The sequence below is a fragment of the Micromonospora sp. NPDC051006 genome (genome assembly GCF_044456245.1).
Classification (GTDB): domain Bacteria; phylum Actinomycetota; class Actinomycetes; order Mycobacteriales; family Micromonosporaceae; genus Micromonospora.
On sequence record NZ_JBITFP010000002.1, the window covers coordinates 308,122 to 325,057 of the forward strand.

Sequence of the window (16,936 nt, forward strand, 5' to 3'; positions counted from 1 at the left end):
CCGGTCCCGGCCGTTGATCATGAAGTTATTGCCAGCCGGATCGGCGTGTCGCCGCAATAACTTCATGATCAACTGTGGGTGTGGGGTGGGGCTGGTCAGGTGAGGGTGATGGGGGGTTCGGCCAGGCGGGGGGTCAGCGGGGTCTTGGGGGTGAGCCAGGAGGACGTCGGGGACTGGTCGGGGTTGACCTGCCAGTCGCGGGCTACCCGGTCTACCGCCACCGGGTAGATGGTCAGCGTGCCGTCGGGGTCGATCCGCATCCGCAGGAACGCCTTCGAGTCCTCGATGCCCTGACCGGCGAAGAGTTCGTTGACGTTCACCCCGAACGAGCTGGCGACCAGCAGATACGCCGCCACCAGTTGGCTGGCGACCAACCCGCTAACCGGCCCGTAGAGCACCGCCGCGGCGACCACCGGCAACGGCCACGGCCAGTCGTAGAAAGGCAGGTGCAGCCAGGCCCAGGTGCCGGCCGCGCCCAACCCGACCTGGGCCAGCCCGTGCCCGATGCCGAGGATCCAGTGCCGGGCGTGCCGCTTGCCGCCCGCGCTGGGTGGCTTGGCGAAGAACGCGGCGCCGAGCAGCGTCACCACCAGCATCAGCACCAACGGCACACTGAACAGCCGCTGCTCGGTGGTGCCGACCCGGTTCGCCGCGACCCCGGCCATCGCCAGCATCAGCAACGTGTGCAGGGTGCCGAGCAGCGTGGTGAAGCCCGGGTTGCGCAGCGGCAGTCGAGGGAAGATGCCCCAGCCGTACCGCCGGGAGCGGGAGGCGTCCGGGTAGCGGGCGACCAGGTCGTACGGGCGGGTGCGGCTGGACCGGCGGGCCAGGGTGTCCTTCGGCGGTACCTCGATCCGCTCCGGCAGCTTGTGTGTCGGGTAGAGGTAGGCGCCGCCGCTGCCACAGGTGACCAACTGCCGGTCCGGGCCGGCGTACCGGGCGTAGTGGTGCAGGTCGCCGGAGATCAGCAGCCGGACCTGCGCGCCGGTGGGCGAGATGATCGTACGGATGAAGTAGTCGATCGAGTCGTACGCCGTGGGGTGGTCGGCGGCCTTGACCCAGGTCGGTGCCGGCACCGCCAGGATCACCCGGCTCTGCGGCCCCAGCTTCTCGGCGACCGTGTCGAAGTAGGCCAGCTGCGGATCGTCCAGGTATGAGCCGGACTGGTCGTCCAGGCCGAGCAGCCACCAGTCGGCCGGCAGTTGGACGGCGAAGTAGGAACGGGACTGGCCGGTGCCCCAGCCACCGAAGTGCCGATCCCGGGAGCGGACGAAGAGCCGCAGGAAGGCGGTCAGCCCGTCGTACCAGTCGTGGTTGCCGGGCACCGCGAAGAGAGTGGGGCGCTCGGGCGGGCTGACCGGCAGCGCCGCCTGGTAGGGCCCCTTGCACCGGTCCTCGTACGCCTCGTAGGCCGCCGACGGATAGACCTGGTCGCCGCCCATCACCAGGGTCTGCGCGCGGGGCAGCCGGTGCCCGTCGACCTCCAGCTCCCGCTGGGCGAGCAGGTACGCCACCGAGTAGGTGGCGTTGAAGCCGTCGCCCAGGTCGGCCACGTAGTCCAGCCACAGCCCGCCGTCCGGCCCGACCTGCCGCTCGATCCGGGCGTCGAGGGAGTTCTGCAACTCCCGCTTGTCCAGGTACGCCCCGAAGAGCATCGCCAGCAGGGTACGGATGCCGGTGCTGATCAGCAGGAACGGCGCGAGCCACGGCACCGGCCTGCGCGGGGTGAAGCCCAGCTCCAGCGGGTCGGTGGTCCGCGGCCGGCGGGCCGCCCGATCGCCGGCCGGCTCGCTGGCGCTGCCCGGGGCGCCCGCCGAACTGCCGGCAGACGGGTCCTCGGGACGCGGGGCCGGCTCGTCGGGGCGGGGGTGATCATCGGTCACCCGCCGCAGCGTAGTCCCGACCGGGCACGAACGCTGTCCGGCGAACGACGGAACGCACCCGATGTCCGGCTTGCCGCCCCGGCCGCGCCCCGGGGGTATCCGGTTCGGCCCGAGCCGGGGTGTGCCGTACACTTGACGATCGTTGCCGCCTTAGCTCAGTCGGCTAGAGCGACGCACTCGTAATGCGTAGGTCGACGGTTCGATTCCGTCAGGCGGCTCGGTACGGAAGCCCAGGTCATTGGCCTGGGCTTCGCCGTTTCCCGAGGTCGAACGCGCTCCTCGCCTGCCGATATGAGTTGACCTGTTCGCCGGGCAGCGATGAGGCTGACCGGATGGGGACTGTCATCCGAAACTTCGCGTTCGACTGCGCCGACCCGTACGAACTCGCGCACTTCTGGGCCAAGGTCTTCGACTGCCAGGTCGACCCCGAGGTCAAGCCGGACGACGAGGAGGTGGCCATCGAGCCGCCTGGCGGCGCCAGGCTCTACTTCCAGCGGGTGCCGGAGCCGAAGAGCGTCAAGAACCGTACGCACATCTGCCTACAGCCAGAGGTGCTCCGCGATCAGGAGGTCGAGCGGGTCGGCGCCCTCGGTGCCACCATCGTCGCTGATCACCGTGATCCGGACGGCAGCGGCTGGGTCGTGATGGCCGACCCGGAGGGCAACGAGTTCTGCGTGCTACGCAGCGAGGCCGAGCGCCAGACAACGGCATAGGCCATCCGCGCTGCCCGCCGCATATCAAGGGCAGTTGATACCTTCGCGCGATGGAGAAGCGGCACCCGGCAGCGGCCCTGTTCCTCGCGGCGCTTCTCACCGCCTGCTCCGGCACTGCCTCGCAGGAAGAGCAGCTGGATTACCTGCGCGAGATGGCTCAGCATGGGGCCGAACTGCATGCCGCGAAGCGGAGCGAAGGATCCGCCGGCGATCGGGAAGAGTGCGCTGGCGCCTACGAACAGATCTACGATGGACCGTCCGGCCACGCCACGCCCTCTGTGGAGGACTACGCCAAGAGGGTCAAGTTGCTGAAGAGCGGCGAGAGGCTGTTCATCGAGAGCTGCGTGAACGGGGCTCCGTCGCCGGTAACTGCGGGAGCTCTCGCGGCGCGCCAACGGTCCCCGCTTGCGCACGCGGTGAAGCCGCCAGCCTGATCAGACCTTGTCCTTGAGGTGACCGTCGGCGCGGCGCCGATCCGCGTCCCGAATCCCGTGGCGGACAGCCAGGCGTATCACGATGTAGAGGACGGCCAGAGCGACGATCCAGGGGGCCACGCCGGAGAGCAGGTCCATGACGGGAGAGCCCGGCGACGACATGGCTGCGAGCGGAATTTCCATGATCACGGATCGCAGAGTAGGCAGCGTCAGGTGTGCCAGCTACCCCCTTCACGGGTGAGCCGTGCCGCCGACCGTACAGCTGAGCCCACCAGCGCAGCTGGATCTCACCGGACGCGACGGGCCGGCCACGCGTATGTTCGTGCGGGCGCGTGGCGAACTGGAGCACCCGGTCACCTGAGTGCGCCGACCCGGAGTTGCACCTGGTCGTCCTGCCACTCCTGACGAGACCCGGGTGGCGGCATCTCCACTCCGGCGATGCCGGCGGGCGACGAGAACTCGCGCCGAAGCTGGTCGATCATCTGCTTGGCCCGCTGTCGCATCGCGGGGGAGTTGTCGGGGCCGTCGAGGCTCAGCCCCAGCACCGCGGCGCCGTCGTCGGTGATCGTGATCATTGCCCACGGGTGTTGCCGGCTGCGCAGATAGAGCGTGAACGCGTCGCGGCCGCTCCAGCGGAGATCGGCCAGTGCCGCCGCGTCGGCCTCGGTCGGCGGGCCGGCGACGTAGGTGCGGGTGAAGGCGGACAGTCGTTCGTCACCGGGGTCGTCGGTGTCGACGTAGCGGTCGATGAACACCTGCAACACCTCAGGGGTGGGTTGCGCCACCCAGACGTAGACGTCCCAGCAGAGCGACACCAGCTCAGAGTAGGTGGGAATCAGGCGGTGCATGGTCAGGCACATGGCCCGGCTTCGCGCGTCGGCAACTTGTCGGTGGGACCGGCCACGATGTGCCGATGGAGCCAAGGACGATCGTTCAGGAGTTGTGGGAGCGCATGCAGGCCCGCGACTGGGGCCGGCTCGGCGAGTTGCTGGCTGACGACCTGGTGGTGGAGTGGCCGGTCAGTGGCGAACGGATCGTGGGCCCCGCGAACTACGTGGCCGTCAACGCCGAATATCCGGAGGGATGGTCGATCGACGTCCTGCGGATCGTGGCGGAGGGCGAGGTCGTGGTCTCCGAGGTCGAGGTCCCGCACGAGACCATGGGGGTCTTCCGGGTGGCGTCGTTCTGGACGGTGCGCGACGGGAAGGTCGTGGCGGGCCGGGAGTACTGGACGAGTCTCGGGGCGGACCCTTCGCCGCAGTGGCGTGCCGCCTACGTGCAGCGGGTGTGACCACGCGCCGTTGACCAGGCGGGGCGGCCAGTGGGCCGTCAGTGCCGCGTGCCGGGGGCGGCGCAGTGGCGTTGCAGCCAGGTGACGACGAGTTCGTCGAAGCCGGGCGCCCGTACGCCGGGTGTGTAGTGGCCGTTGCGCACCCGGGCCGGTCCCTCGCCCGCGTAGATCCGGATGTTGTGGTCGGCGTGCGGGAAGACCACGATGTCGTGCCGCGCGGCGCGCAGGGTGTCGGCGATGACCCGCACACTCTCCCGCACCGGGACCAGCAGGTCGTCGGCGCCGAAGATCGCCAGCAGCGGGCAGCGCAGAGCGCCGAGCGCCGGCGCCGGGTCATAGTCCGCGATCCCGGCGAGGAATCCGATCGACCGGGGTGTCGTCCCGGCGAGCAGCGGATACCAGGCGGCGGCGTGCCAGCGTGCCTGCTCGGCGTGCACCCGGGCCGGATCGTCGCCCGCCCGGACCCGCCGGACCTGGTCGTGCAGCAGCGCCACCGCCTGCCGTACATCGGCCTCGGTGAAGCCCTCGGCGGGGAGTTGGTGGCGCAACCGGTGCTCCTCCTGGGCGAGCACGTCCACCCCGGGACCGGAGACGCTCACCACCGCCGCCACCGTGTCGTCCGCGGACGCCGCGAGTTGGGCCACCCAGCCGCCCTGGCTGCCGCCGATGAGCGCAACCCCGTCCGGCAGCACGTCCTCGCGGTCACGCAGTGCCCGCACCGCCGCTGTCGTCTCCGTGGCCCGGTCGGCGATGGTCTGCCCCGTCCAGTCACCTGTCGAGGCTCCAGAACCGGGCTTGTCGTACGCGAAACTGGCGAAGCCGGCGGCGGCGAGCCGGGTTGGCCAGGCGCCCTGGTCCCGTCCACCCGGACCGGAGCCCTCCACGAACACCACCGCCGGATACGGGCCCGGCCACGGTGGTCGGACGTAGTCGCCGACCAGCCTGGTCCCGTCGTCGGCGAAGGACAGTTCTGTGGTCACCGGCGTGAAGAGCACACCGCCAACATAGTCACGCCCGTCGCTGCGAGCCGTGTGCACGCCCTCAGCGGGCCCACACCTGTTGTGGGCGGACGCCGCCGGGGCGTCCGCCCTACCCGCGCGGCCGAGGGCGTCAGGCGGTCGAGTTCCCGGTGCTCATCGCCGCTACGAAGATGAGGATGAACCCGAGTACGCCGAGAATGGTGAAGATGTAGCTCAGCACCAGCCCCGCGGTGGCGAGCCCGCCGCCCTGTTCGCCGGTCCGTCGGATCTGCTTCTTCGCGATGTGGCCGAGCACGATGCCGGCGGGCGCGAACACGAACGCGAAGACCAGCGACAGAATTGCCATCACGTTGGTGCCGGCGACCTGCGGGGCGTTCGTCGGCCGCTCGTGTTCTGTGTACGACGGTTGACTCATCGGTCCCTCCCTGGATGTCTGCTGGGAGTTCCCTGATGTCCAAACGACGTCATGGACAAACATGGATCTCGATGTCGCCGTCGATCATCCGGCAGCCGCTTCGGGCAGGTCGCGCAGGCGACGGGCCGGCGAGAAGATCACCCAGAGCACGCCGGCCAGCGCGCCCACCGTCGCGATCCACAGCGCCTCGCGGATGCCGAGGGCGGCACCGAGGGCACCGCCGATCAGGGCTCCGATCGGCCGGATTCCGTAGTTGATGGTGCGCCGCACCCCGGTCGCCCGGGCCAGAAGCGACTCCGGGGTGAGCGCGGTCTGCACCGAGCCGGTCACGATGTCGAGCATCATCACGCCCACCGCGCAGAGGAGCTCGGCGGTGAAGAGCATCCCGAGTACCAGTGGCGTCGGGCCGTCGGCCAGCGGCACGAGCACCAGCGGGGCCGGGAAGAGCACGAAGCCGGCCACCATGGTCGGCCCAATGCCGAACCGGCGGGTCAGCCGGCCGGTGACCGCCGCGCCGAAGAGGCCGCCCACCGCGCCCGCACCGAGCACCATGCCGAGCAGGCCGGGCGAGAGGTGCAGCTCGCGGGTGGCGTAGAGCACGAAGAGCGCGGCGAACATGAAGTTGAACAGGTTGACCGTGGTCGTGCCGAGCACGATCGCCCGCATCATCGGCGTCCGGGCGATGAACCGGAGGCCCTCGGCGATCCCCAGGCCGGCGCCGCGGGCCGGCGCCGGCTCCGTCGGCCGGATCCGCCCCAGGAAGTACGCGGACCAGACGTACGACAGGGCGTCGGCGACCAGGGCGATCGGCGCGGAGAGCAGCTGTACCAGGAGACCGCCGATGCTCGGCCCGGCCACCAGGGACATCGCCCGGCTGCCGTTGATCAGCGTGTTCGCCTCGACGTAGTCCCGGCGCTGCACCACGGAGACGAAGAGCGGTCCGCGGGCGACCTCGAAGAGCACCGCGAGCGTGCCCATCGCGAAGGCCACGCCGTAGAGCTGGGGCAGGGTGAGCAGGTCCAACAGGTAGGCCGCGGGGATCGTGGCCAGCAGCAACGCCCGGCCGAGGTCGCTGGCCACCATGACGCGCCTCTTGTGCGGGAACCGGTCCACCCAGGCCCCGGCGAGCAGCGAGAAGAGCAGGTTCGGCGCCAGCAGCGCGGCGGTCAGGTAACCCATCTGCGCCGGCCCCGCGTCGGTGATGAGCACGGCCAGCAGCGGCAGGGCGAGGGTGGAGATCTCGTCGCCGAAGTAGGACACGGTCTGCGCCGACCAGTACCGGCGGAACGTCCGCTCGCGCAGCAGCCTCGGCAGCCGGCCGTGCCGGACCGCACCACCAGGTTGGACGGACTCGCCCGGGGCGACGCCGCCCGGGTCGTCCGGTGGGGTGCCGCCGGGGCCACCCGCCACCGCGATGCCGGCCGGGTTGCCGCCGGCGGCGCCGGGCGGGGTGTCGTCGGCCGGGCCGCGGGGCGGGACGGTGGTGGGAGCGGCGGGGGCGCCGGCGGCGAGCGGCGTGCCGGGCAGTTCACCGCTCATCGGGCTCACCCGCCTCGGTCGTCGCGTCGTCCGAGGCGGCGGGGGTGTCGCCGAACGACGGAGGCGAGAGCACGGCGAGCTGGATCAAGCTGACCCGGCGCCAGCCGGCCGGCCGCTGGGTCGGGTCGGTGATCCGGTCGTCGTAGGTGGCGAGCAGGGCGCTGACCCGCTCCTTCAGCTCGGCCAGCTCGTCGGCCGTCAGGTAGAGCGACTGGTCGCTGAAGCCGGTGACCGCCCGCCAGGATGTCGGTTCGTCGGCGCGCCGGGCCAGGAACTCCTCGGCCTGTCGGGTGTAGAGGGCGAGCTGAGCGGCGTTCAGCTCGTCGGTGGCCGCCCGCATCTGCGGGTCGTCCGAGTCGTCGTCCCAGGAGGTGCTGCGCGCGGTGGCTCGCCACGGCCGCTCCCGGGCGTCGGCGCCGGGGGCCCGCTCGGCGAGCCCGTACTTGGCGAGCTGGCGGAGGTGGAACGAGCAGCTTGCGACGCTCTCGCCGAGCTGTTCGGCGGCCCGGGTGGCGGTCATCGGGCCCTGCTGGCGGAGCAGCCCGATGAGGGTCATCCGCAGTGGATGCGCGTAGCCGCGCAGCGCCTTGGGATCGGTCAGCTTCATCCGGGGCAGCGTCATATTCTAAAGCTAGCTTTAGAAAGATAGCTTTAGCAAGTGGCCGAGCGCTTTCGTCCGAGCGACGGCGGTCGGTCAGGCGTAGATGCTCTTGATGTACTCCGGGCCGTAGTGGCTTTCCAGCTCGGCCAGGCTCTCCGCCGGGGCCTCCACCTCCTTGATCAGGCGGGCCCGCGACGGCAGTACGTCCGGCTGCCAGGTCTCCGGCTGCCAGAGCTGGGAACGGAGGAACGCCTTGGCGCAGTGGTAGAAGATCTGCTCGATCTCCACCACGATCGCCAGGATCGGGCGGTGGCCCTTGACGACCATGTCGTCGAACCAGGGCGCCTCGCGGACCAGCCGGGCCCGTCCGTTGATCCTCAGCGTGTCGGTGCGCCCGGGGATCAGGAAGACCAACCCGACGTGCGGGTTCTCCAGGATGTTGCGGTAGCCGTCCGCCCGGCGGTTGCCCGGTCGCTCCGGCACGGCGATGGTCCGATCGTCCAGCGCCAGGGCGAACCCGGCGGGGTCGCCCTTCGGCGACACGTCGCAGCTGCCGTCCGCGCCCGCGGTGGCCACCAGGCAGAACGGCGACGCTGCCAACCAGTCCAGGTCCCGCTGGTGCAGCCGGGTGCGTTCCTTGGCAACCGCCCGCGCGTGCGGCGGGCCCAACAGCTCGCGCAGCTCCTCGTGCGAAGTGATCTCCACCGTCACGTGATCCTCCCCGGGGCGTTGACCGTGGTGGCGGGACCACCGTGCGGTGGGCCCGTACGCCAGCCTAGGAGAGCGTGACCAGGGCGAGGTTTGTCCCTCGGAGCCGGGGGTACCGCCTCACCCGACGCGCCACGGACCCGACCAGTGGAGGCCGGAGATGGAGAGCCGACTCAAGGTGCTTGGCCATCCCGTCCACCCGATGCTGGTGATGTTTCCGGTCGCCCTGCTGGCCACCGCGGTCCTCTTCGACGTGATCGACACCGTCGGCGGCCCCGACGTCCTCGGCGAGGTCGCGTACTGGAACATCGCGGTCGGCCTGGTCGGTGGCCTGCTCGCCGCGGTGGCCGGCACGTTCGACCTGCTGGCCATTCCGACCGGCACCCGCGCCAAGCGGGTGGCGCTCACCCACGCCGCCGCGAACCTGGCGGTGATCCTGCTCTTCGCCGCGGTCTGGGCGGTCCGGCTCAACGCCGACTCGCAGGCCGCCGGCGGCGCGCTGATCGCCATCGAGGTCGTCGCCCTGGCGATCCTCGGCGTCAGCGCCTGGCTCGGCGGTGAGCTGGTCGACCGGCTCGGGGTGGGCGTCGACGCCGAGGCCGGCCTGGACGCGCCCAGCTCGCTGCGGCCCACCGCGGCCAGCCAGCGGATCGGAGAGATGCCATGAGCGAGCGTAGTGAGCGAATCATCGGGCACAGGGCGGCCGAGTCTCCTGCCGTGGCCGACCGAACGGAGGCGTCGGCATGAGCGAACAGGGTGGCGGCGGATTCGGCCGGGGCTGGCGGAGTCGGCAGCAGGGCTGGGACCCGATGGGGGAGCTCCAGTCGCTCCGCACGGAGCTGCGTCGCCTGGTCGGCGCCCGGTCCGGCCCACCTGAGGTGGAGCTGACCGAGACCGCCGAGGGCTGGGAGGTCATCGTCCGGCTGCCCGGGGTGGCGCCGGAGGAGGTGGCGGTCGAGTTGGACGACCGGGAGCTCTGCGTGCGGGCCCGCTCCGAGGCGGAGGTCAACGCCGACCAGGGCATTCCCGGTGGCTTCGAGACCCGGGGCTTCGAATACCGGGTCGACCTGCCGTCGCGGGTGGACCCGAACGCCATCGACGCGGTGATGGACCACGGTCTGCTCCGCGTCCGGCTGCCGCGCGCCGCACGGCCCAGCACGCGCACCATCACGGTCGGCCGCACCAGGCCCCGCACCGCGGGCAGCGGTACGCCGATGCCGGCCGATCCCGCCGCGGACCGGGAGCTGCACCACCCGGACACCGCCGCAGGCGAGATCGACCGGCCGTAGCGGGAGTGGTCGCGCCGTCCCTGCTCGGCCCGGTCGCCGAGCCCGTGCCCGACGTGGCGCGGATCGCCGTGCTGCGCGCCAACGCGCTCGGCGACTTCATCTTCGTGCTGCCGACGCTGGACGCGCTGCGCGCCGCGTACCCCCAGGCGGAGATCGTGCTGATCGGCGCGCCCTGGCACGCGAAGCTCTGGCGCGACCGGCCCGGCCCGGTCGACCGCGTGCTGGTGGTGCCGGCCGCCGACGGCATCCGCCGGCCCGAGCCGGACGAGCCACCCGCCGAGATGGCGGACTTCCTGGCCGCAGCCCGCGCCGAACGCTTCGACCTGGCGTTGCAGGTGCACGGCGGTGGCGCGAACTCCAACCCGCTGATGGCGGCGTTCGGCGCCCGGGTCACCGCCGGGTTGCGCGCCGAGTCCGCGCCCGCGCTGGACCGGTGGACCCGGTACGTCTACTACCAGCACGAGGTGATCCGCTATCTGGAGGTGGCCGCGCTGGTCGGCGCCCCGGCCACCACCATCGTGCCCACGCTGGCCGTCACCGCCGCCGACCGGGCCGAGGCGGCCGAGGTGCTCGGCCCCGTGCGGCAGCCGCGGGTGGCGCTGCACCCGGGCGCGACCGACACCCGCCGGCGCTGGCCCGCGGAGCGGTTCGCCGAGGTCGCCCGCGAGCTGGTCGGCGACGGGTACGAGGTGCTGGTCACCGGCACACCGACCGAGCAGGAGGTGGTGGACCGGGTGGTCGCGGCGGCCGGGGTGCCCGTCCGGCCGCAGGTCGGCACACTCAGCCTGGGCGGGCTGGCCGGTTGCTTCGCCGACTGCGCGCTGGTGGTCTCCAACGACACCGGCCCGCTGCACCTGGCCGCGGCGGTCGGCGCCCGGACCGTCGGCGTCTACTGGGTCGGCAATCTGATCAACAGTGGCAACCCCCTACGCGCCCGGCACCGCCCGATCACGTCGTGGACGGTGCGCTGCCCGGTCTGCGGGGTGGACTGCACCCCCGGCATCTACCCGCACCGGCCGGGCGACGGCGAGTGCCCGCACCGGGACTCGTTCGTCACCGACGTGCCGGTGGTCGAGGTGCTGGAGGCCGCCCGGGAATTGCTGCGCCCGGAGCCCGGCGCGCCCTGAGCCGGGCTCACGCCGGCTGCGGGGGCGTCCTCGTCGGCGAGCACGACCTCCCACGCCTCCACGTCCCGCTCGGTGACGGTGGTCGGCGACTCCAGGTGGTACGCCCCGCTGGGCAGCACACCCGCGCCGCCGTGCCGGGCCAGCACCGCGAGCTGGGCGGCCACGTCCTCGCCCTGGTGCCGCTCCTGCACCCGCCGCCAGAACTCGAAGCCGCCCGAGTCGACCAGCTTCGCCCGGTCGTAGAGCACGCACCCGCCGACCCAGGAGACCTTGTACGCCCGCCAGGCGCCGGGCGGCAGCGCCAGCTTCCCGGTGACGTGCAGCAGGTTCGCCGCCGAGTGGATCCGCGCCCGGTTCCACTCCGGGGTACCCGGTCGGATCCGCTCCGGCACGGGCGGGTCGATCCACTCCTCGTAGTGTCCGTGCGTCTCCGGCCGGACGTCGTCGCGATAGGAGAGACCGTGCACGGCGTTGCCCACGAACCCGCAGCCGAGTTCGGTCAGGGCGGTCACCAGCCGGTGCAGCGTCCCGGGTTCCAGCCAGACGTCGTCGTCCACGAAGAGCACGTAACGGGCGGTCGAGGCGGCCAGCAGATAGGCCCGGTGCTCGGCCAGCCCGCGTCGGGGCAGCCGGCGGGTGAGCAGCACCGGGTGACCGCGGTGTCGCAACGCGCGGGCCATCGTGGCGGCGGCCGGGTGGGCGAACGCGGGTTCCCCGTCGGACTGGTCGCTGACCACCACGCCGAACCCGGGCACCCCGTCCTGCGCGGCCAGCCCGGCGAGGGTGACCGCCAGCTCGGCGGGGCGGTTCCGGGTCGGGATCAGCACGTCGACCAGCCGGTCGGCGCGGAACTGTTCCGGACTGCCCGGGTCGAGCGGCCGGTTCACGACGGCTTGCTGGTCAACGACGGGTCCGGTTCCCGCTCCTGGCTGTGCGCGCGGATCCGCTCGATGATCTGCGAGGTGGAGCGGTCCGGCACGTAGCCGAGGGTGCGGACCTGGCCGCCCAGCCGGCGGACCAGCGGAGCCTCCGGCACCATCTCCGGCGGGTAGTCGCCGCCCTTGACGTAGACGTCCGGGCGGACGGTCTCGATCAGCGAGGCCGGCGAGTCCTCCTCGAAGACGACCACGTGGTCCACGCAGGAGAGCGCTGCGAGCAGCGCCGCCCGGTCCTCGACCGGGTTCACCGGACGGTCCGGCCCCTTCAACCGGCGGACGCTGCCGTCGGCGTTCACCGCCACCACCAGCAGGTCGCCGAGCGTACGAGCCTGTTCCAGGTAGCGCACGTGCCCGCGGTGCAGCACGTCGAAGCAGCCGTTGGTGAAGACCACCCGGCGGCCGGAGCGCCGATGCTCGTCGACGATCGTGGCGAGTTCCTCCGGCCCGACCACCGCCGGGCTCCCGGCGTCCTCGTTCGGGATCTCCAGCGCCGTGAGCAGATCCTGCCGACGGCAGACGCAGGTGCCGGTGTCCGAGACGGTGATCGTCGCGGCCAGCTGGGCCAGCTGGGCGGCCGTCGGCAGTGGCGCGTCCGCGGCCAGCGCCAACGTCATCGCCGCCAGGTAGGCGTCCCCGGCCCCGACCGCGTGGCTGGCCGGCACGGGGGTGCTGTGGCTACGTCGCGGCTCGCCGTCGGCCCCGCCGACCACCGCGCCCTCGGTGTCCAGGGTCACTGCCACCACGTCCGCGCCGGTGTGCGCGCGCAGCTCGGCCAGGCGCGACTCGGCCAGCACGGCCCGATTGACGCCCTCGCCGGCCGTCGCGTTCACCGTGACACCGGTGCCGGTCACGCTCAATCCGTCACCGGTCATCGCCACCCGACCCTCGCCGGGTGTCGGCTCGCCGGTGGGCCCGATCCGGTCGGCGCGGGCCGCGCCAGCGGTCGGATCCGCGCCGACCACGGCGTCGAGGCTGCCGGCCCGGGTGACCGCCGGGTCGTCCGGGCCTGCCGACGGCTCGTGCTCGCGGAGCGTCCGGGCGCCAGGTGCGGCTCCGACGGTCAGCTCCGAGGGGCCGTCGGCCGGGTCGTGGTCCGGGTGATCGAGGTGCAGCTGACCGCCGGCGGTACGCGGGGCGGAGCCGCCCGCCCGGGCCAGCAGCCGGGTCGCCTCGGCGAAGCTCGGGGTCACCACGGTCGGGGCGAGGCCGCGCCAGTCGGCGAGGTCGTGCGCGTCCAGCGCGACCGTGGCGTAGCGCTCCCGATGGGCGACCAGCCAGGCGCGCACCGGCGCGGGCAGCGCGCCGAGGCCGTAGTCGCAGACGACCAAGGTGGGCGGCTCCCCGCCGGCGGCGGCGCGCAGCTCCTCGGTGGCGCAGTCGAGGGCGGTGAGCAGTCGGGCGACCCCGTCCGCGTCGAGCGCGTCGTCGGGCTCGCCGGAGTCCTCGCGGAGCAGGATCTGGTTCCCGGCCAGCATCCGTCGCTTAACCGGCGTGGGTCGGCCGGGCTGGTTGACCGTGCGGTCCCAGACTCCGGCCCGGTCCAGGCAGTCGTGGACCTCGTCGCCGGCGACGTCGGCGCCGACCGGGGCGACCAGCACCGCCAGCCCACCGAGCGCGGCCACGTTCACCGCGGTGTTCGCCGCCCCGCCGGCGGCGGAGATCCGCCGGCGGAGGGTGAGCACCGGGGCGGGCGCCTCCCGGCAGAGCCGTTCGGACTCCGCGAACCGCCACTCGTCGAGCATGGCGTCGCCGATGACCAGGACCGGCCGTCCCCGCCAGCTGTCCACGACCGTGGCGAGCCGGCGCTGTTCCGCTGCTGCTCCTGCCATGCCCTGCCGGATCCCCCCGGCCTGGTGGGTCAAACCTGGGCCGCCCGTCGACCCCGGTCGATCCCGCCGTCGATCGGCGGCTGGTGGTCGGCGTCACCGCTTGTCTGGTTTCGCCCGGTGCCGCCCGGGAAGGAATTCGGACATACCCCGGAAGAGAGGAGCAGCAAGATGGCAGCGACGACCCTGCGCGGCAAGCGGATCGCCTTCCTCGCCGCCGACGGCGTGGAGGAGATCGAGTACGTCCAGCCGCGCGAGGCGGTGGAGAAGGCCGGCGCCTCGGTGGAGCTGATCTCGTTGAAGCCCGGCTCGATCCGGTCCTTCAACCACCTCGACCCGGCCAAGCCGTACGACGTGGATGTGACGGTGGCCGACGCGGACGCCGGCGGCTACGACGCCCTGGTGCTGCCCGGCGGGGTGGCGAACCCCGACTTCCTGCGCGGCGATGAGGACGCGGTCCGCTTCGTCCGGGCGTTTTTCGACGCGGGGAAGCCGGTCGGTGTGATCTGCCACGGGCCGTGGACGCTGATCGAGGCCGACGTGGTGCGAGGCCGGAAAATCACCTCCTGGCCCACCCTGCGTACCGACCTCGTCAACGCCGGCGCGACCTGGGTGGACGAGGAGTGCGTCACCGACGGCAACCTGACCAGCAGCCGCAAACCCGACGACCTGCCCGCCTTCTGCCAGAAGATCACCGAAACCTTCGCCGCCTGATCCGGTCGATCGCGGAGTTGGCCGCCCGATCCGCCGGCGGCGGGCCGCCAACTCCATGATCGGCCCCGTTACGGCGTGGGCGGGTTTTTCCCGGTCTCGGCGCATGTTCCGCGCGGGCCGGGAAAGAAGGCGGAATGACCACCGAAGCCTCCGCCGCGCCGGTGCTGAACCGCCAGCAGATCCGGCTGCTCATGATCGGCCTGATGACCGGCATGCTGCTGGCCGCCCTCGACCAGACCATCGTCGGTACCGCCCTGCCGACCATCGTCGGCGAGCTGGGCGGGATCAACCACTACTCGTGGGTGGTGACCGCCTACCTGCTCGCGTCGACCGCGTCGACCCCGCTGTACGGCAAGATGGCCGACCTGTACGGGCGCCGACCGGTCTTCCTCTTCTCGATCGGCGCGTTCCTGGTCGGTTCGTTGCTGGCTGGGCTGTCGCAGAACATGACCCAGCTGATCCTCACCCGGGGCATCCAGGGTCTGGGCGCCGGTGGTCTGATGACGCTCGCGTTCACCATCATCTCGGACGTGGTCTCACCCCGGGAACGGGGCCGCTACCAGGGCCTGTTCGGCGCGGTCTTCGGTATCTCGTCGGTGGCCGGTCCGCTGGTCGGCGGGTACTTCGCGGAGACCAACTGGCGGTGGATCTTCTACATCAACGTCCCGCTGGCCATCCTGGCCATCGTGGTCTGCTACCACGTGATGCGGCTGATCCCGTTCGAGCGCCGCGACCACTCCGTCGACTGGGTCGGCGCGGGGCTGCTGGTCGCCGGGGTGAGCTCCCTGCTGCTGGCGCTGAGCTGGGGCGGCAACGAGTACGCCTGGGGCTCCGGCGTGATCATCGGGCTCTTCGCCGCCGGCGCGGTGCTCGGCGTGCTCTTCCTGCTTCAGGAGTCCCGGGTCGCCGAGCCGATCCTGCCGCTGCGGCTGTTTCGCAGCCGTACCTTCGCACTGGCCAACAGCGGTGGCTTCGTGCTCGGTCTGGTGATGTTCGGGTCGATCATCTTCATCCCGCTCTACCTGCAGATCGTCAAGGGCGCCTCGCCGACCAAGAGCGGTCTGCTGATGCTGCCGATGATGGCCGGCATCATCTTCACCTCGATCCTCACCGGCCGGGCGATGAGCCGGATCGGGCGGTACAAGTGGTTCCCGGTGGCCGGTTCGGTGGTACTGCTCGCCGGCATGCTGCTCTTCACCCGGTTGCACGTGGACACGTCGCTCTGGGAGGCGTTCGCCTACATGGTGGTGATCGGCGTCGGGCTGGGCCTCTGCATGCAGTCGCTGATCCTGGCGGTGCAGAACGCCGTCGCCGTACGTGACCTGGGCGCCGGCACCTCCTCGGCGACCTTCTTCCGATCGCTGGGCGGCTCGTTCGGGGTGGCGATCCTCGGCACCGTGCTCTCCTCGCGGCTCAACGGCGCGCTGGCCGACCGGCTTCCCGGGGCGATCGCCCAGCTGCCACCGGACCAGCAGGCCGCGGTACGGGCGAGCGGCGGCGCGAACATCTCGATCAACGACCCGGCGACCATCATGGCGCTGCCCGGGCCGGTCCGGGGCGCGATCCAGAGTTCCTTCGTCGAGGGGTTGCACCTGGTCTTCCTGACCGCGGGGCTGATCGCCATCCTGGCCGTTCTGGTCACCCTCGCCATGCCGAACGCTCAGCTGCGCGGCACCGGGCCGGAGGGCGCCACCGGCGGCGCCGACCCGCTCGGCGGCAAGGCCCCCGCCCCCGGTGGCAAGCCGCTCACCAAGGAGTCGAAGGACGAGGCCATCGCCGACATGGAGGCCAAGTCCCAAACCATGATCTGACGGGGTGTCGGCCCAGGCTGTCCCGGCGTGGGGTCCCGACCTGTTGATCAAGAGCTTTGCGTCAGGATCCGGTGCCGGACTGACGCAAAGCTCTTGATCACCGCGAGGTTGGGCGGGGCCGGAGCCGGGCGGGGCGGGGGTCGGGCGGGGGGTTACTTCAGGATGAGGCGGTTGGTCTGTTCGAAGACGTCCAGGTCGGCGAGGGTCTCGTGGACGGACGCCGACAGCGGGGCCGGGAACTGCTCGCGGTGGAAGAAGGCCGCGTCGGTGGTCTCGTCGGTCACCCGGGCCAGCGTGCCGTCCCACTCCTCCACCCGGAACGCGGTGGTGAAGATCTGGTAGGTGTGGCCGTACATGTTGGTGTGGGTGCGGTCCGGGCCGGTGTAGAGGGCGAACGCGCACACCCGCAGCGCCCGAAGGCCGGTCTCCTCGCGGACCTCGCGTACGGCGCAGTCGGCGATCGACTCGCCCAGCTCCATCGCGCCGGCCGGCATCGCCCACTGGCCGTTGTCCGAGCGCCGGATCAGCAGCACCCGACCGGCGTTGTCCCGCACCACCGCCCGGGCCCCGACGAACATCAGCGTCCGGTCCCCGGCGAGCGCGCGCAGCTGCCCCACGTACGAGTCGGCCCAGGAGATGCTCACCCGGACAATTTACGAGCCGCGGC

General features: G+C 71.9%; 18 protein-coding genes, 1 tRNA gene and 1 pseudogene. 9 read left to right on the forward strand and 11 right to left on the reverse strand.

Features of this window, described 5'->3' with window-relative positions:
* Positions 1 to 95: 95 nt before the first annotated feature.
* Positions 96 to 1,883: a metallophosphoesterase family protein gene (locus ACIBBA_RS05130; protein ID WP_396693923.1), complete on the reverse strand. Its 1,788-nt coding sequence runs from the start codon at positions 1,881 to 1,883 to the stop codon at positions 96 to 98.
* 144 nt (positions 1,884 to 2,027) lie between these two features.
* Here ACIBBA_RS05130 and ACIBBA_RS05135 point away from each other — a divergent pair.
* From ACIBBA_RS05135 to ACIBBA_RS05145, 3 genes are all read left to right on the forward strand, one after another.
* Positions 2,028 to 2,101, forward strand: a tRNA-Thr gene (locus ACIBBA_RS05135).
* A gap of 114 nt (positions 2,102 to 2,215) precedes the next feature.
* Positions 2,216 to 2,596, forward strand: coding sequence for a VOC family protein (locus tag ACIBBA_RS05140; RefSeq protein ID WP_396693925.1), 381 nt, complete (start codon positions 2,216 to 2,218; stop codon positions 2,594 to 2,596).
* 50 nt (positions 2,597 to 2,646) lie between these two features.
* Positions 2,647 to 3,030 carry a hypothetical protein gene (locus ACIBBA_RS05145; protein ID WP_396693927.1) on the forward strand — a complete coding sequence of 128 codons (384 nt, stop codon included), beginning with the start codon at positions 2,647 to 2,649 and terminating at the stop codon, positions 3,028 to 3,030.
* Here ACIBBA_RS05145 and ACIBBA_RS05150 read toward each other — a convergent pair whose 3' ends face one another.
* Together ACIBBA_RS05150 and ACIBBA_RS05155 are read right to left on the reverse strand one after the other, a co-directional pair.
* Complete coding sequence (locus ACIBBA_RS05150) at positions 3,031 to 3,219, reverse strand: hypothetical protein (RefSeq protein ID WP_396693929.1); 189 nt, start codon at positions 3,217 to 3,219, stop codon at positions 3,031 to 3,033.
* Positions 3,220 to 3,383: 164 nt separating this feature from the next.
* Entirely contained in the window at positions 3,384 to 3,878 is a 495-nt protein-coding gene (locus ACIBBA_RS05155; protein ID WP_396693931.1) for a hypothetical protein, read from the reverse strand.
* 65 nt (positions 3,879 to 3,943) lie between these two features.
* On the opposite strand from ACIBBA_RS05155, the gene ACIBBA_RS05160 reads away from it, so the two are divergent.
* Positions 3,944 to 4,321 (forward strand): nuclear transport factor 2 family protein, encoded by a 378-nt coding sequence (locus ACIBBA_RS05160; RefSeq protein WP_396693933.1) that lies wholly within the window; start codon positions 3,944 to 3,946, stop codon positions 4,319 to 4,321.
* A gap of 38 nt (positions 4,322 to 4,359) precedes the next feature.
* Here the strand turns inward: ACIBBA_RS05160 and ACIBBA_RS05165 are convergent, their stop codons facing one another.
* From ACIBBA_RS05165 to ACIBBA_RS05185, 5 genes are all read right to left on the reverse strand, one after another.
* Entirely contained in the window at positions 4,360 to 5,301 is a 942-nt protein-coding gene (locus ACIBBA_RS05165; RefSeq protein ID WP_396693935.1) for an alpha/beta hydrolase family protein, read from the reverse strand.
* A 130-nt stretch (positions 5,302 to 5,431) separates the two neighbouring features.
* The gene (locus ACIBBA_RS05170; RefSeq protein ID WP_396693937.1) at positions 5,432 to 5,716 is read right to left on the reverse strand and encodes a DUF4190 domain-containing protein; all 285 of its coding nucleotides are present in this window, start codon (positions 5,714 to 5,716) and stop codon (positions 5,432 to 5,434) included.
* Positions 5,717 to 5,800: 84 nt separating this feature from the next.
* On the reverse strand, positions 5,801 to 7,255 hold the full coding sequence (locus ACIBBA_RS05175; RefSeq protein WP_396693939.1) for an MFS transporter: 1,455 nt from the start codon (positions 7,253 to 7,255) through the stop codon (positions 5,801 to 5,803).
* Positions 7,245 to 7,877 (reverse strand): winged helix-turn-helix domain-containing protein, encoded by a 633-nt coding sequence (locus ACIBBA_RS05180; RefSeq protein WP_396693941.1) that lies wholly within the window; start codon positions 7,875 to 7,877, stop codon positions 7,245 to 7,247. The genes ACIBBA_RS05175 and ACIBBA_RS05180 overlap by 11 nt, the downstream gene beginning before the upstream one ends.
* 72 nt (positions 7,878 to 7,949) lie before the next feature.
* Complete coding sequence (locus tag ACIBBA_RS05185) at positions 7,950 to 8,567, reverse strand: pyridoxamine 5'-phosphate oxidase family protein (protein ID WP_396693943.1); 618 nt, start codon at positions 8,565 to 8,567, stop codon at positions 7,950 to 7,952.
* Between the two features lie 157 nt (positions 8,568 to 8,724).
* Here ACIBBA_RS05185 and ACIBBA_RS05190 point away from each other — a divergent pair, with 157 nt between their 5' ends.
* The 3 genes from ACIBBA_RS05190 to ACIBBA_RS05200 all read left to right on the forward strand — a co-directional run bounded on the left by ACIBBA_RS05190 (position 8,725) and on the right by ACIBBA_RS05200 (position 10,980).
* The gene (locus ACIBBA_RS05190; protein WP_396693945.1) at positions 8,725 to 9,231 is read left to right on the forward strand and encodes a DUF2231 domain-containing protein; all 507 of its coding nucleotides are present in this window, start codon (positions 8,725 to 8,727) and stop codon (positions 9,229 to 9,231) included.
* A 76-nt stretch (positions 9,232 to 9,307) separates the two neighbouring features.
* Positions 9,308 to 9,853: an Hsp20/alpha crystallin family protein gene (locus ACIBBA_RS05195; protein WP_396693947.1), complete on the forward strand. Its 546-nt coding sequence runs from the start codon at positions 9,308 to 9,310 to the stop codon at positions 9,851 to 9,853.
* Between the two features lie 5 nt (positions 9,854 to 9,858).
* Positions 9,859 to 10,980 (forward strand): glycosyltransferase family 9 protein, encoded by a 1,122-nt coding sequence (locus ACIBBA_RS05200; RefSeq protein WP_396693949.1) that lies wholly within the window; start codon positions 9,859 to 9,861, stop codon positions 10,978 to 10,980.
* A gap of 38 nt (positions 10,981 to 11,018) precedes the next feature.
* On the opposite strand, the pseudogene ACIBBA_RS05205 reads toward ACIBBA_RS05200, so the two are convergent.
* Positions 11,019 to 11,867: pseudogene (locus ACIBBA_RS05205) on the reverse strand (glycosyltransferase); the annotation flags it as partial.
* A complete protein-coding gene (gene rfaE2 / locus ACIBBA_RS05210; protein ID WP_396693951.1) occupies positions 11,864 to 13,747 on the reverse strand; it encodes a D-glycero-beta-D-manno-heptose 1-phosphate adenylyltransferase in 1,884 nt (627 codons plus the stop codon). The pseudogene ACIBBA_RS05205 and the gene rfaE2, both read right to left, overlap by 4 nt.
* Positions 13,748 to 13,915: 168 nt before the next feature.
* Between rfaE2 and ACIBBA_RS05215 the strand changes: the two genes are divergently transcribed.
* Positions 13,916 to 14,458, forward strand: coding sequence for a type 1 glutamine amidotransferase domain-containing protein (locus tag ACIBBA_RS05215; protein ID WP_396693953.1), 543 nt, complete (start codon positions 13,916 to 13,918; stop codon positions 14,456 to 14,458).
* A 134-nt stretch (positions 14,459 to 14,592) separates the two neighbouring features.
* Positions 14,593 to 16,269 carry an MDR family MFS transporter gene (locus ACIBBA_RS05220; protein WP_396693955.1) on the forward strand — a complete coding sequence of 559 codons (1,677 nt, stop codon included), beginning with the start codon at positions 14,593 to 14,595 and terminating at the stop codon, positions 16,267 to 16,269.
* A 152-nt stretch (positions 16,270 to 16,421) separates the two neighbouring features.
* Here ACIBBA_RS05220 and ACIBBA_RS05225 read toward each other — a convergent pair whose 3' ends face one another.
* Complete coding sequence (locus ACIBBA_RS05225) at positions 16,422 to 16,913, reverse strand: NUDIX domain-containing protein (RefSeq protein WP_350867935.1); 492 nt, start codon at positions 16,911 to 16,913, stop codon at positions 16,422 to 16,424.
* Positions 16,914 to 16,936: the final 23 nt, after the last annotated feature.

What these genes read in the sequence shown, in the direction of transcription:
- rfaE2 (WP_396693951.1), bottom strand. Translation starts at nt 13,747, where the DNA reads ATGGCAGGAGCAGCAGCGGAACAGCGCCGGCTCGCCACGGTCGTGGAC.
- ACIBBA_RS05180 (WP_396693941.1), bottom strand. Translation starts at nt 7,877, where the DNA reads ATGACGCTGCCCCGGATGAAGCTGACCGATCCCAAGGCGCTGCGCGGC.
- ACIBBA_RS05190 (WP_396693945.1), top strand. Translation starts at nt 8,725, where the DNA reads ATGGAGAGCCGACTCAAGGTGCTTGGCCATCCCGTCCACCCGATGCTG.
- ACIBBA_RS05175 (WP_396693939.1), bottom strand. Translation starts at nt 7,255, where the DNA reads ATGAGCGGTGAACTGCCCGGCACGCCGCTCGCCGCCGGCGCCCCCGCC.
- ACIBBA_RS05140 (WP_396693925.1), top strand. Translation starts at nt 2,216, where the DNA reads ATGGGGACTGTCATCCGAAACTTCGCGTTCGACTGCGCCGACCCGTAC.
- ACIBBA_RS05145 (WP_396693927.1), top strand. Translation starts at nt 2,647, where the DNA reads ATGGAGAAGCGGCACCCGGCAGCGGCCCTGTTCCTCGCGGCGCTTCTC.
- ACIBBA_RS05195 (WP_396693947.1), top strand. Translation starts at nt 9,308, where the DNA reads ATGAGCGAACAGGGTGGCGGCGGATTCGGCCGGGGCTGGCGGAGTCGG.
- ACIBBA_RS05215 (WP_396693953.1), top strand. Translation starts at nt 13,916, where the DNA reads ATGGCAGCGACGACCCTGCGCGGCAAGCGGATCGCCTTCCTCGCCGCC.
- ACIBBA_RS05160 (WP_396693933.1), top strand. Translation starts at nt 3,944, where the DNA reads ATGGAGCCAAGGACGATCGTTCAGGAGTTGTGGGAGCGCATGCAGGCC.
- ACIBBA_RS05220 (WP_396693955.1), top strand. Translation starts at nt 14,593, where the DNA reads ATGACCACCGAAGCCTCCGCCGCGCCGGTGCTGAACCGCCAGCAGATC.
- ACIBBA_RS05170 (WP_396693937.1), bottom strand. Translation starts at nt 5,716, where the DNA reads ATGAGTCAACCGTCGTACACAGAACACGAGCGGCCGACGAACGCCCCG.
- ACIBBA_RS05155 (WP_396693931.1), bottom strand. Translation starts at nt 3,878, where the DNA reads ATGCACCGCCTGATTCCCACCTACTCTGAGCTGGTGTCGCTCTGCTGG.